Below are 12,696 nucleotides of genomic sequence, written 5' to 3' on the forward strand. Positions count from 1 at the left end.
GCCGCGCCCTCGTACGGGCCGCCGTCATCGGGCGGCCGGTGCGCGGAACGGCGGGAGGCGGCCGGCGGGGTTATGTTCGTGGCGATGCCGCCGTCGCCGGTCAGGGGCGCGACGGGGCCGCGTTGGCGAGCGTGCGGGCGGAAGGAGTTCCGATGTCGCGCAGGAACACCGGTGTCACCGTCCGGGCGGCGGACGCGGACGCCTGCCCGGTCCGTGAGGTCATCGACCGGGTGGCCGGCAAGTGGAGCGTGCAGATCCTCGTGGCCGCCGCCGAGGGGCCCGTACGGTTCACGGATCTGGAACGCGGCATCGAGGGCATCAGCCGCCGCATGCTCTCCCTGACCCTGCGCCACCTGGAGCGCGACGGCCTGGTCACGCGTACGGTGCACCCGACGGTTCCGCCGAAGGTGGAGTACGGACTCACGCCGGCCGCCCGCGAGTTGCAGCCGACGCTGCGCAGGCTGGCCCACTGGGCCGAGCGCAACGGGGCGTACGTCGCCGAGGCCCGGGCCCGCTACGACGCCGAGCACCCGCCCGAGCTGCTCGACGCTTAGGGCCTCTCGTCCGGATCAGGCGAAAGCCCCTGGAGCCCCTCGTCCCGATCATGCCGGGCTCGCGGTCCGGCACCGCGTCTGGCCGCGTTGTCGTCGGCTGCGATGGCTCCGCCATGCGGCCCTCCTCCGCCTTGCGACGCACGGCACCGGACCCCGCTCCCTGATCCGGCCTGATCCACACGAAAGATCCTGGGGCCCCTCGTCCGGATCATGCCGGGCTCGCGGTCCGGCACCGCGTCTGGCCGCGTTGTCGTCGGCTGCGATGGCTCCGCCATGCGGCCCTCCTCCGTCTTGCGACGCACGGCACCGGACCCCGCTCCCTGATCCGGCCTGATCCGGACGAAAGACCCTGCGGCCCTGCTGTCCGGAGGTCTTCGAGGAGGACGTCGCGGGCCGGGGCGCGGTCGCGGCCGCGCACGGTGCCGCACGGTGCCGCACGTCCGCCGCCGGACGCGTGAGGGCGCGGCCGTGCCGCGTCTCAGGTCCGCCGCGGCGATGCCAGCAGATAGCGCACCCGCGTCCGCGGCTCCGTGTACGCGCCGGCCTGCCAGCCGGCCCGCTCCAGCGTCTCCGCGCACGCCCGCAGGAACGGCTCGTCGGGCGCGTACACGGCGACCGCCTCCGGCTGCGGTGTCGCCCGCACCCGGTAGCCGTCGCCGTCCGGGCCCGCCGGGCGGTGCCCCGCCGCCTCCAGGGCGAGCGCGGCGGCCCGCACCAGGTGGGTCCGCTCCCAGCCGCACGGGCGGCCTGTCGCGCCGTCCGGGTTGGTCATCCGGCGCAGCTCCAGCAGTCCCTGCCAGGCGCTGTGCACCTCACGCAGCCGGGCGCCCGCGGACACCGGCGCCGGCTCCTCGCCGCCGACGCGCGCGGCGAAGCCCCCGCCGCCGTCGGTGCCGGGCTCCCCGGCGACGGGCGGCGCCGGTGGTTCCGCCTCGCGCACCCGGTGCCCGGCGGGCGTGAGGAAGTGGTCGTGCGGCGGCCGCGGATGGCGGAAGGCGAGCCCGCGCCTCACCAGCGCCTCCAGTTGCGCCCGCGTGCCCCGCAGCCGCCCGGTCACCGGATCGGCGGCCTCGATCAGCCGCCGCTGCGCGACAGTCGGCGGACGTGTCACGGCGAGCCCCCTTCCGCGGCGCCGGCTCCTTCGGTCACCGGACCGGCGACTCGTTCCCGAGCGTACGACGGGGGTCCGACAACGGGCCCGGCTCAGTGGGCGGCGCCGGTCAGCCGGGCACCCGGACGTTCCACCCCGCGACCACGGGCCGCCCGTGCTCGGTGCCGAGCCGGCCCAGCGCGCCGGTCCCGAGCTGGAACAGCGCCCCGTGCTGCGGCGGCAGCCCGAGCCGGCGCGCGGTGAGGACCCGCAGGAAATGGCCGTGGGCGACCAGCAGCACCACACCCTCGGTGTTCGCCAGGGCGGCGTCCACCTTGCCGAGCATCCGGTCCGCCCGCGCCCCGACCTCCTCCGGGCTCTCCCCGGGATGATCCGGCGGCCCGGGCGCGACCCCGTCCGTGAACAGGAACCAGTCGGGCCGCTCCCGCTGGATCTCCACCGTGGTCACGCCCTCGTAGCCGCCGTAGTCCCATTCGCACAGGTCGGCGTCGACCCGGGCGTCGCGGACGCCGATGAGCGCGGCGGTCTCCCGGGCCCGCTGCAGCGGGCTGACGAACGCGGCGCCGATGCGGTGCGAGCGGACCAGCGGCGCCAGCCGGCGCGCCTCCTCCCGGCCGTGCTCGGTCAGGGGCACATCGGTCCGGCCGGTGTGCCGCCCGGAGCGCGACCACTCGGTCTCCCCGTGCCGGACAAGCAAAAGGTCACCCACGTGAAACGCCCTTCTTGCTGATCTTCAGCGCATGCTCCAGCACGGTTTCACACCGCTCCGCACGTCCGCAGGGCGGGGCGGCCCGGACGCCGGCCGCTACCCCTGCCGGTACCCGCCCAGGAAGCGGCCGATCCGGCCGATCGCCGCCTCCAGGTCCTGTGCGTGCGGAAGGGTGAGGATGCGGAAGTGGTCGGGTGCGGGCCAGTTGAAGCCGGTGCCCTGGACCACCTGGATCTTCTCGCGCAGCAGCAGGTCGAGGACGAACCTCTCGTCGTCGTGGATCCGGTGCACCTTGGGGTCCAGGCGCGGGAAGGCGTACAGCGCGCCCTTGGGCTTCACGCAGGACACCCCGGGGATCTCGTTGAGCTTCTCCCAGGCCACGGTGCGCTGCTCGTACAGCCGTCCGCCGGGCGCGGTGAGGTCGCGGATGGACTGGCGGCCGCCGAGCGCCGCCTGGATGGCGTACTGCGCGGGCGCGTTGGCGCACAGCCGCATGGAGGCCAGCATCGTCAGGCCCTCCAGGTAGTCCTTCGCGTGCTGCCTTGGCCCGGTGACGACCAGCCAGCCGGAGCGGAAGCCGGCCACCCGGTACGTCTTCGACAGGCCGCAGAAGGTGAGGACCACCAGGTCGGGGGCGAGGGCGGCGGCGGAGTGGTGGACGGCGTCGTCGTAGAGGATCTGGTCGTAGATCTCGTCGGCGAGGACCATCAGGCCGTGCCGGCGGGCGAGGTCGAGGATGCCCTCCACCACCTCCTTCGGGTAGACCGCGCCGGTGGGGTTGTTCGGGTTGATGATCACCACGGCCTTGGTGCGGTCGGTGATCTTCGACTCCAGGTCGGCCAGGTCCGGGTTCCAGTCGGCCCGCTCGTCGCAGAGGTAGTGCACCGCCTTGCCGCCGGCCAGCGTCGTCACCGCCGTCCACAGCGGGAAGTCCGGGGCGGGGATGAGGATTTCGTCGCCGTCCTCGACCAGTGCCTGTACGGCCATGGAGACCAGCTCCGAGACGCCGTTGCCGAGGAACACGTCGTCGACGTCCACCGCGAGGCCGAGGGTCTGGTAGCGCTGGGCCACGGCGCGGCGGGCGGACAGGACACCGCGCGAGTCCGTGTAGCCGTGCGCCCGGGGCAGCATCCGGATCATGTCCTGGAGGATCTCCTCGGGCGCCTCGAAGCCGAACAGCGCCGGGTTGCCCGTGTTCAGGCGCAGCACGCTGTGGCCCGCCTCCTCCAGCGCGTCCGCGTGCTCGATCACCGGGCCGCGGATCTCGTAACAGACCTCGCTGAGCTTGTTCGACTGCCGGAACTCCATGCGCCCCTCCGGGAACTCGTGTTGCTTGGTTTTACCAAGCGTGAGCTTGGAAAGTCCAACAACCCGTCTAGACTGCGCCGCATGTCACCTCGCCGAAGCTACGACCAGTACTGCTCAGCAGCCCGCGCCCTGGACCTCGTGGGCGACCGCTGGACCCTGCTGATCGTCCGGGAACTGCTGGCCGGCCCGCGCCGCTACACGGACCTGCACGCCGACCTGCCCGGCGTGAGCACGGACGTACTCGCCTCCCGGCTGAAGGACATGGAACGCGACGGCATCGCCACCCGGCGGCGGCTGCCCCCGCCGGGCGCGGCCTACGTCTACGAACTCAGCGAGCGTGGACGCGCGTTGCTGCCCGTGCTGCAGGCCCTGGGGAAGTGGGGCGAGGGCGAACTGGGGGAGCTGCGGCCCACGGACGCGGTCCGCGCGCACTGGTCCGCGCTGCCCCTGCTGCGGGCCCTGGAGGGCGAAGGGATCGTCGAAGTCCTGCTGGAGGAGGGCGAGTTCCACCTCCGCCTGGGCGCCGGGGACGGCCCGGCCTACGGGGACGGGCCCGCGCCCGGCCCGGTGGACGCGCGGCTGGTGCTGGACTCGGCGACCTGCACGGCCGTCTGCCGTGGCGAGCTGACGCCGGCGGACGCCGTACGGGCCGGGCGGATCACCGTGACCGGCGACGGCGCACTCGCCGAGGCGCTGCGGGAGGGTACGGGAGGGCGGGAGGCCGGCCCGGGCGGCACGTGAGCGGAGACGCGGAAGGCCCGCCGGGGCGGCGGGCCTTCCTCTGCGAGCCGGACGCGGCCGTGGATCAGACGGACGGCGGTACCCGGGACGGGCGCCCCGAGCCGCGCGTGAGCGCGTAGCCGCCGATGCCGGCGAGCGCGGCCAGCACTCCGCCGATCGCGGTCCACACCCAGCGGTCGGACCACCAGCCGGAGGACCAGCCGTCGTCCGGTTCGACGCCCGACAGCACCGCCGACTTGGAGCCGTCCCGCTCATCGGCCCGGGACCCGGCCGCGATCCCGGGGACCAGCGGCTTCGCCAGCGAGCCGTCCACGGCCGCCGCGCCGCCGATGTCCTTGGAGCCGACGCGGACCTCGGTGCTCACCGGCTGCCCCAGGTCGGACGAGGCCAGGTCCACCACGGTCAGCCGCACGTAGTAGGTGCCCGGCAGCGGGTCGTTGGCCCACGGCTCCGCCCAGGCGCGCACCGTGCGCAGCACACAGGCCAGCTCGACCGAGGACGTCCCCTGCCCCGCGGTGCGGGTCGCGGCGCCGTACTGGCAGGACTGGCGGCGGCGCAGGCCGTCGTAGACGTCGATCTGCCAGGTCTGCGTGCCGTGCGTCCGCGGCAGCTTCACCGTCGCCTCGACCGTCGGGCGCTGTTCCGCGTCCGCGGGGAACGACCAGTACAGGTAGTCGCCGACGGAGCCGGACGCGGTGGCCCGCTGCCCCTGCTCGAGCTCCGTCGCCGTGCGGAAGGAGGTGCCCGCCCGGGTGGGCACCTTGCCGTCGTCCGAGGCGCTCGGCGACGGCGTGGAGTCGGCGGCCGCCGGTCCGGCGGCCAGCCCGAGCGCCAGCAGCGCAGCGCCCAGCACACGTGTGATTCGCATCAGTTCGTCCTCCAGACGGCGACCCGCCAGCGCGACAGCCAGCCCCACAGCAGACCGCCGACGAAGCCGGCCAGCACCAGGGCGCCGAGCAGCCACCAGCCGCGGCCGAGACCGAAGGCCGCCACGTCGCTCGCCTTCGACGGCCCGTCCACCACGTCCACGGTCAGCTCCAGCGGCAGACCCGGGCTCGTCTTGACGCCCGCGGCGGCCGAGAAGGAGTTCGTGACCTGCAGGCACACGGTCTCCGCGGTCGCGTTGTCGTCGTCGCTCTCCGGCCTCGGGTACCTGAGGCCCGTGGAGATCACGTCGGTGCGGCCGTTGCCCGCCGCCTCACCGCGCACGATCTCCCGGCCGTGCAGCGTCACCGCCCGCAGCAGGACCCCGTAGTCGGGGTTCACGGCCCGGTCGTCCGCCACGCTCACCGAGGCGCGCACCTCCTGGCCGGGGTTCACCTCGACCTTGTACCAGCGCTGCTGCCCGAACTCCTCGCGGTCGGTGTAGAGACCGGACTTCAGGGCCGGCGCCGCGGCGCACTCGCCGGCGCCCTCGGTGGCCACCGGGGTCACCACCGGATCGGCCGCCCGGTCGACCAACTGCCCTACCCGGTCGCTCAGTTCCTCCTTGTGCCGCACGGAGGTGTAGGTGCCGCCGGTCGCGTCCGCGATGCAGCTGAGCTGGTCGCGGGTCTTGGCGTCCGGGACCAGGCCGAGGGTGTCGATCGTCAGCCCGATGCCCTTGGCCGCTATCTCGCGGGCCACCTCGCACGGGTCCAGCGGCTGGCAGGTGTCCTCGCCGTCGCTGATGAGGACGATGCGGCGGGCGCCCTCGCCGCCGTCCAGGTCGTCGGCGGCCTTCAGCAGCGCGGGCCCGATCGGCGTCCAGCCGGTCGGGGCCAGGGTGGCCACCGCGGTCTTCGCCTCGGTCCGGTCCAGCGGCCCGACCGGGTAGAGCCGCGCGGTGTCCTTGCAGCCCGTCTTGCGGTCGTTTCCGCGGTAGTCGGCGCCCAGCGTGCGTATGCCGAGCTCGACCTCCTCCGGCGTGGCGTCGAGCACCTCGTTGAACGCCTGCTTCGCCGCGGCCATCCGGGTACCGCCGTCGATGTCCCGCGTCCGCATGGAGCCGCTGACGTCCAGCACGAGTTCGACCTTCGGGGCGGACTGTTCCGTCTCGTCGGCTACGGCCCCGGCGGGGAACGCGAGCCCGGCCGTCAGGGCGGCGAGGAGAGCGCACACTCCCGCCGCCAGCCGTTGTCTTCTGATCATCGGCGGATCTTATTGATCTCGGGTGCCGGGCTCCAAAACGAGCGGGTTGGGCAGCGCGGTCCACTGGTCGCCGGGGGTCTCCGGGGACAGCCGCATCAGCGTCAGCGCCTTGGCGGGCAACGGGCCTTCGCGCAGCACGGCGAGGTCGGGCGTGTCCGGCAGCGCGGGCAGGGCCGCCGCCAGCGCCGCCCCGAGCGCCGGCGCCGAGCCCGCCGTACCGGCGAGGGCGCCGGCCACCAGGGAGCCGAACAGCTTGCGGCGCAGGGCCGTTTCGTCGTCCGTGACCAGGCGGCCGGTCAGCGGGGGCGGGGCGACGCCGTGCCGGGCCAGCCGGGCGGGACTGATCCGGATGTCGGCGAGGTCCCGGTAGACCAGCCGCAACGGGGTGCCGTCCGCCGAGGTGATCACCAGCAGGTTCTGGCCGTGGGCCTCCAGGGCCACACCGAGGTCCAGCAGCCGCAGACCCACCGTCAGCGCCAGCCGGGCGAAAGCGGCCAGCCATGCGGGGGAGTCCGGCAGTCCGGTGCCGGGCAGCGCCGCGACCGGCAGCACCCGCTCGCCGGGGCCCGCGTACGCGGCGGGCGGCTCCCGCAGCAGTGCGGCCAGATCGGGGGAGTGCGCGGTGACCGCGCCCAGCGTGCGGGTGATGTGCAGCAGGCCGCCGGTGCGGCCCGCCAGGTCCGTCGCGAACGCCGACAGGGCCGCCGCCACCTCGACGGAGTATGCGGAGATGTCCCGCACCGACGAGGTCAGCCGGGCGCTCAGCGCGGTCTTGACGTGGGGGCCGCCGGGCAGGGCCAGCGTCCGCAGCGACATCAGCGGGTGCGCGGACCGCCAGGGGTCGTACGGCCGCTTGAGCACATGGTCCGCCTGCCAGGGGTGCACCGGCAGCAACAGCCTTTCACCGTCCCGGAGTTCGTCCGGCCACTCGCCCGACAGCAGACAGCTCTCGGCCGCCACCGGGACCGTCCCCAGCTCCACCACCGGAGCGTGCTCCGGTGCGTAGGCCAGCTGGTCCGCCACCGAGAAACCGGGCCGGGAACGGCAGTTGGGGTGGTAGGGATGACCGTCGGTCACCCGTTGCTCCCACTCCCAGTCCCGCTCCGCCCGGCTCCGCGAAGGATCCGCACCGGCCCGCGAGAGGGCCAGCGACGCGGTGCTGTGGGCCAGCTCGGCCGCGAAACCGGCGGCGTGCGGCACCGCGAGGTCGGCCATGAGCCGCGCCGGGTCGTCGTAGCGCTCCCGGCCGAGGCGTACGGACGTGACGTACCCGGCGGTCGCGTACGGGTCCGCGGGCGGCCCCGTCAGGTCCCGGCCGTCGGCGAGCCGCAGCACCAGGCCGTGCGCCGAACCGGTGCGGCGGGAGATCCACGGCAGCGGCTCGTACGCCAGGGCCCGCCACAGCCGGGTCAGCACCGCCGCCCGGGCGCCGGGCAGCGCGGCCCGGTACCGGGGCAGCAGACCGGGCCGGACGGAGGCCAGCTCCTCGGCCAGCCCCGCCTCGGCGGTGGCTGAGTCGTACACGTTCGGCTCCTCGGGAAAGGCCGGCTCAGGGGACGATTGTCGGGTACGGCAGACATACTGATCGCCACCGGCCCCCGGCACCGAACCGGCGGTCCGGCGCGAGCGGCCCCGACGACGGACGAGTGGATCGCGTGGACCTCAAGCCTCCCAGTGACGAAGCAGGACGGCGCGCCGACGCCTACGCGGCAGCCCCCCTGCTGAACTGCCTGCTGCGGGAGGTCGCCGAGCCGCTGCCGCCCGCCGGGGAACACCGGGTGTTCCGGCTGCCCGGCACCGGCCGGCTGCTGCGTGTGCGGGCCGGCCGCCGGCCCGCCGGCCCGGAGGTCCGCGCGGCCGGGGTCTGGCACCGCCTCGACCACGCCGAGCTGGTCAAACTGGTCGCCGAGGAGCTGCGCCGGCACACCGGCCGGCCGTGCGACGACCTGCCCGCCGAGATGATCGACAGCCGGGAGACCGTCGCCGCCCTGCTCGCGGCCCGGGCCCGGGCGACGGCGCCCGCGGACCCTTACCTGCGCTCCGAGCAGTCCCTGATCACCGGCCACCCCTGCCACCCGGCCCCCAAGGCGCGGGGCGGCGGCCCGTCCGCTGCCTGGCTGCCGTACGCCCCCGAGGCGCACGCCCGCTTCCCGCTCGCCCTGCTCGGGGTGCGCGAGGACCAGGTGGCCGAGGAGGGGGACACCAGCGCCCTCGACGCCCTCGGCTCCGCCCCGCCCGGCTACCGGCTGCTGCCCGCCCACCCCTGGCAGCTCGACCTCGCCGCCCACGCCCTGGCCCCCGCGTTCGCCGACGGCAGGCTGGTCGGGCTCGGCGCCACCGGCTTCGACACCTGGCCCACGGCGGCGATCCGCACGGTGTACGAGCCCCGGCGCGACCTGTTCCTGAAGTTCAGCCTGGACGTGCGCATCACCAACGACATCCGCCGGCTGTGGCGCCACGACCTGCTGGCACTGACCCGCGCCAACACCGCCGTGGAAGGTGCGTTCCGTGCGATGGGCCCGCCCGCCGCCTGGCTGCCCGACCGCGGCTACCGCACCGCCGCCTTCGCCTTCGAGGAACTGGCCGTGCTGGTGCGCGGCGGCCTGCGCGACGCCCTCCTGCCCGGCGCCACCGCGCTGCTCGCCGCCGGGCTGGCCGAGGGGTTCGAGGGCAGTCCGCTGGCCGTCGCCGAGGACCCCGGGGCCTGGTGGGAGGCGTACCTGCGGCAGGTCGTGCCGCCCGTCCTGACGGCCTTCGCCGGCCACGGCGTCGTCCTGGAGGCGCACCTGCAGAACACCCTGGTCGCCGTGGACCGGGCGGGCCTGCCCGTGCAGGCCCTGTTCCGGGACGCCGAGGGCGTCAAACTGCTCCCGGACGTCCCCCGGGCAGCCGGCTGGGAGCGGCTGGTGTACTGCCTGGTGGTCAACAACCTGACCGAGATCGCCGGGGCACTCGCCGAGCACCACCCGGGAATCGACCCCTGGCCCGCCGCCCGCCGTGAACTGGCCCGCCACGACCTGCCCGAGATCCCCGCCCTGCTGGCCTCGCCCACCCTCCCCGGCAAGACCAACCTGCTGCTGCGCTGGACCGGCGCGGACGGCGCCGCCGCCCGCTACCTGCCCGTGCCGAACCCGCTGGCGGGCCGCTGACGCACGCGGCGGCCGCCCGGGCGGAGGAGCCGTGTCCGCCCGGGCGGACACACACAGGGGCTCCCGCCCCCCTCGGTGGGTGAACGGCCTACTGCACCGTCACGTTGACGGTCGGCGAGTGGGTGCGGCCCGCGGCGACGCGGAAGTGCCGGCTTCCCTTCATGTGCAACCGGGTCGAGAGGGCGAAGGTGTTGCCCTTCCTCACCTTGGAGTTCACATGGAGCGGGAGCCACTTGCCGTTCTTGTCCACCTGCAGCCGTACCGCGGCTCCGGCCCGGATGCCGGTGGTGTGCCCGGCGAACCGGACCGTGTGCCCGGCCTTCACGGTCGTGGGGCCGGCCTTGACCGTGATCGAGGCGGGACGGGCCGGCGGCGTCGTGGCGGCCGGCGCCGGTCCCGCGCCGGCGCAGAGCAGCGCGGCGGACACCGCTGACGCGGCGAACCCGCGTGGATGCACGTACATTGCGGCCTCCATCCGGGAGAAGTACGACCCGTCAGAACCCGGATCGTGCGGAGCGCATCGTGCAGTCACCACGCCAGTCCTCCGCCCCGGACGACCGGGCCGCCGCCGGTGACGCGGGTAACCATGGCGTAATAGCTCGGCGTGCGGACGGTGAGAACACCGCCGTACGTCCCGGCCGGACTGCCGCCGGGGCGTACCGGGTCCGGCATTCGGACAGCCTTTCTCGCCCGGTGCTCACCTTCGCGCGGCCACGGGTCCGGCCCGCCCGGACCCGGCCGTTCAGGAGGGGACGTGGGACCGCGTGTGCGCCGGTGCGTGGCGCAGGGCGAGGAGGGCGACGTCGTCGCCGAGACGCCCGCCCGTGTGGGCGATCAGGTCGCGCCGGATGTGCTGGATCAGCGCCTGGGGGGAGCTGTCGGTCCACTGGGCGGCGCGGTCCGCGAGGGGGTAGAAGGCCCCGTCGCGGTCGCGGGCCTCCACGACGCCGTCGGTGTACAGCAGCAGCGTGTCGTGGGGCCCGAAGGGCAGGACGTCCACGGGGTGGTCCCCGGCGTCGGTCAGACCGACGCCCAGGGGCGGCGCGGGACGCAGCTCGGGGGCGGTCACGGCGCCGCCCGGATGGAGCAGGAGCGGCGCCACGTGCCCGCAACTGGTCATGCGGACGATCGGCTCCTCGTCGGGGATCTCCAGCAGCAGCGCCGTGACGAAGCGCTCCCCGGCCTCGTCCAGGGGCTCGAAGTCGGCGAGGTAGCGCGCGACGCTGCGCTCCAGCGCGAAGGCCAGCCCGGGCAGCTCTTCGTGCTGGTGGGCCGCTTCCCGGAACGCGCCGAGCACGAGGGCGGCCTCGCCGATCGCGGGCAGGGCCTTGCCCCGCACGTCGCCGATCACCACGCGGACCGCGTCCTCGGTGCGCGCGGCCGCGTAGAGGTCGCCGCCGATCTCGGCCTCGTCGGCGGCGGCCACGTAGAGGCAGGCGAGCCGCAGCGGCCCGAGCTGCTTGGGCAGGGGCCACATCAGGACGTGCTGGGCGGCCTCGGCGACCGAGCGGACCTGGGCCAGCTGGCGGCTGCGCCGCTCCCTGGCCGCGCACAGGGCCACGATCAGCGCGGTGAGCACCGCCAGCGCTATGAGCTGCACGATCTCGCCCCGCGAGGTCAGCACACTGGAGTGCCGGCCGATGAAGGCCTGGGCCGCCAGCGCCAGGGCCCCGATGCCGCCCGTGACCCAGGGGCCCCTGGACCACGCGGTGAGCGCGGGCGCGATCACCAGGAGCGGGCCGAGGACGACGTCGGACGGGGTGACGACGTCCGCGACCGTGATCAGGACGATGAGCGCGACCGGCAGCAGCAGCACGGTGTGCCGTGACCGCCGCACACGTCCGAGGCCGTGAAGGAGCCGCCGCCAGGAACCCACGCTCCCCACACTGCACCGCCGGACAACGATCGGCGAGCGCGGCCGGGCTGTGCGACGATGGCGTTCGGACTTCACGGGTTCCCGCTGCGGGGACCCGGGGCCGTCGCCCGGGGTGCATCGCGTTGGAGCTGGTCGTGGAACGTACGGTGAACGAGCCGCGGAGCTCTGGGCGATGCTGAGGGAGGTCACCGCCGACCGCTATGTGGCGCCGCTGCACTCGGGCGGCTCCGTGCCCGGCGTCGTCGAGGCCGACGACCTCGGCACCTACGTCGTGAAGTTCACCGGCTCGGCGCAGGGGCACAAGGCGCTGGTCGCCGAGGTGATCGTCGGGGAGCTCGCGCGGGCGCTCGGCCTGCGCTTCCCCGAACTGGTCCTCGTCCACTTCGATCCGGCGATCGCCGCGGCCGAGCCGCACCAGGAGGTCCGGGAGCTGCACGGCGCCAGCGCGGGCGTCAACCTCGGCATGGACTACCTGCCGGGCGCCGCCGACTTCACCCCGGAGGTCGCGAAGTCCTTCGCGGTGGACCCGCTGGAGGCGGGCCGGATCGTCTGGCTGGACGCGCTGACCGTCAACGTGGACCGCACGGTGCACAGCTCCAACCTGATGGTGTGGCCCACCCTCGGCACGGTCCCGCCGCGTCTGTGGCTCATCGACCACGGCGCCGCGCTCGTCTTCCACCATCGCTGGGACACCACCACCCCGGGCAAGCGCTACGACTTCCGCCACCACGCGCTCGGCCACTACGGTCCCGACGTACGGGCCGCCGACGCGGAACTGGCGCCCCGGGTGACCGAGGAGCTGCTGCGCGGGATCGTCGCCGAGGTGCCGGACGCCTGGCTGGCCGAGGACGCGGGCTTCGCCGCCCCCGACGACGTCCGGGCCGCCTACGTCGACTACCTCCTGCAACGGGTAAGGCTGTCGGCCGACTGGCTGCCCACCGACTTCCCGAGCCGCGCGGAACTGGCCGCCGAGGAGGCCGCCCGCGCGGCGAGGACCCAGCGGGGCCGTCCGGACTGGCTCAAGCGGGTCCCCGACCTGCACGGCAGGCCGGGGGTGGAGCAGGACGGCGCGGTGCACTTCGGCTGACCGGCGCGGGCCGCTCGGCTGACCGGCGTGG

12 protein-coding genes are annotated in these 12,696 nt (G+C 74.8%); 4 read left to right on the forward strand and 8 right to left on the reverse strand.

Features of this window, described 5'->3' with window-relative positions:
* Positions 1 to 152 precede the first annotated feature (152 nt).
* Positions 153 to 554 carry a winged helix-turn-helix transcriptional regulator gene (locus ACFQ9Z_RS30015; RefSeq protein WP_383025918.1) on the forward strand — a complete coding sequence of 134 codons (402 nt, stop codon included), beginning with the start codon at positions 153 to 155 and terminating at the stop codon, positions 552 to 554.
* A gap of 478 nt (positions 555 to 1,032) precedes the next feature.
* On the opposite strand, the gene ACFQ9Z_RS30020 is transcribed toward ACFQ9Z_RS30015, so the two are convergent.
* The 3 genes from ACFQ9Z_RS30020 to ACFQ9Z_RS30030 form a co-directional block, all read right to left on the reverse strand.
* Positions 1,033 to 1,665, reverse strand: a complete 633-nt coding sequence (locus ACFQ9Z_RS30020) for a hypothetical protein (RefSeq protein WP_383025921.1) — start codon at positions 1,663 to 1,665, stop codon at positions 1,033 to 1,035.
* A 109-nt stretch (positions 1,666 to 1,774) separates the two neighbouring features.
* A complete protein-coding gene (locus tag ACFQ9Z_RS30025) occupies positions 1,775 to 2,374 on the reverse strand; it encodes a histidine phosphatase family protein (protein ID WP_383025924.1) in 600 nt (199 codons plus the stop codon).
* Between the two features lie 96 nt (positions 2,375 to 2,470).
* Positions 2,471 to 3,682, reverse strand: coding sequence for a pyridoxal phosphate-dependent aminotransferase (locus tag ACFQ9Z_RS30030; RefSeq protein ID WP_383025927.1), 1,212 nt, complete (start codon positions 3,680 to 3,682; stop codon positions 2,471 to 2,473).
* An 81-nt stretch (positions 3,683 to 3,763) separates the two neighbouring features.
* On the opposite strand from ACFQ9Z_RS30030, the gene ACFQ9Z_RS30035 reads away from it, so the two are divergent.
* Positions 3,764 to 4,423: a winged helix-turn-helix transcriptional regulator gene (locus ACFQ9Z_RS30035; protein WP_383025930.1), complete on the forward strand. Its 660-nt coding sequence runs from the start codon at positions 3,764 to 3,766 to the stop codon at positions 4,421 to 4,423.
* A gap of 64 nt (positions 4,424 to 4,487) precedes the next feature.
* Here ACFQ9Z_RS30035 and ACFQ9Z_RS30040 read toward each other — a convergent pair whose 3' ends face one another.
* From ACFQ9Z_RS30040 to ACFQ9Z_RS30050, 3 genes are read right to left on the reverse strand one after another with little or no spacing between them, the layout of a single operon-like run.
* Positions 4,488 to 5,291 carry a hypothetical protein gene (locus tag ACFQ9Z_RS30040; protein WP_383025933.1) on the reverse strand — a complete coding sequence of 268 codons (804 nt, stop codon included), beginning with the start codon at positions 5,289 to 5,291 and terminating at the stop codon, positions 4,488 to 4,490.
* Positions 5,291 to 6,553 (reverse strand): VWA domain-containing protein, encoded by a 1,263-nt coding sequence (locus ACFQ9Z_RS30045; protein WP_383025936.1) that lies wholly within the window; start codon positions 6,551 to 6,553, stop codon positions 5,291 to 5,293. The genes ACFQ9Z_RS30040 and ACFQ9Z_RS30045 overlap by 1 nt, the downstream gene beginning before the upstream one ends.
* A 9-nt stretch (positions 6,554 to 6,562) precedes the next feature.
* On the reverse strand, positions 6,563 to 8,077 hold the full coding sequence (locus tag ACFQ9Z_RS30050) for an IucA/IucC family protein (protein ID WP_383025940.1): 1,515 nt from the start codon (positions 8,075 to 8,077) through the stop codon (positions 6,563 to 6,565).
* 122 nt (positions 8,078 to 8,199) lie between these two features.
* On the opposite strand from ACFQ9Z_RS30050, the gene ACFQ9Z_RS30055 reads away from it, so the two are divergent.
* Complete coding sequence (locus tag ACFQ9Z_RS30055) at positions 8,200 to 9,702, forward strand: IucA/IucC family protein (protein ID WP_383025943.1); 1,503 nt, start codon at positions 8,200 to 8,202, stop codon at positions 9,700 to 9,702.
* Between the two features lie 88 nt (positions 9,703 to 9,790).
* Here ACFQ9Z_RS30055 and ACFQ9Z_RS30060 read toward each other — a convergent pair whose 3' ends face one another.
* Together ACFQ9Z_RS30060 and ACFQ9Z_RS30065 are read right to left on the reverse strand one after the other, a co-directional pair.
* Positions 9,791 to 10,165, reverse strand: coding sequence for a hypothetical protein (locus tag ACFQ9Z_RS30060; protein WP_383025946.1), 375 nt, complete (start codon positions 10,163 to 10,165; stop codon positions 9,791 to 9,793).
* A gap of 279 nt (positions 10,166 to 10,444) precedes the next feature.
* A complete protein-coding gene (locus ACFQ9Z_RS30065) occupies positions 10,445 to 11,539 on the reverse strand; it encodes a PP2C family protein-serine/threonine phosphatase (RefSeq protein WP_383025951.1) in 1,095 nt (364 codons plus the stop codon).
* Positions 11,540 to 11,750: 211 nt separating this feature from the next.
* On the opposite strand from ACFQ9Z_RS30065, the gene ACFQ9Z_RS30070 reads away from it, so the two are divergent.
* Positions 11,751 to 12,665, forward strand: a complete 915-nt coding sequence (locus ACFQ9Z_RS30070) for a HipA family kinase (RefSeq protein ID WP_383025954.1) — start codon at positions 11,751 to 11,753, stop codon at positions 12,663 to 12,665.
* Positions 12,666 to 12,696: the final 31 nt, after the last annotated feature.

The sequence above is a fragment of the Streptomyces sp. NPDC056580 genome (assembly GCF_042793175.1).
Classification (GTDB): Bacteria; Actinomycetota; Actinomycetes; order Streptomycetales; family Streptomycetaceae; genus Streptomyces.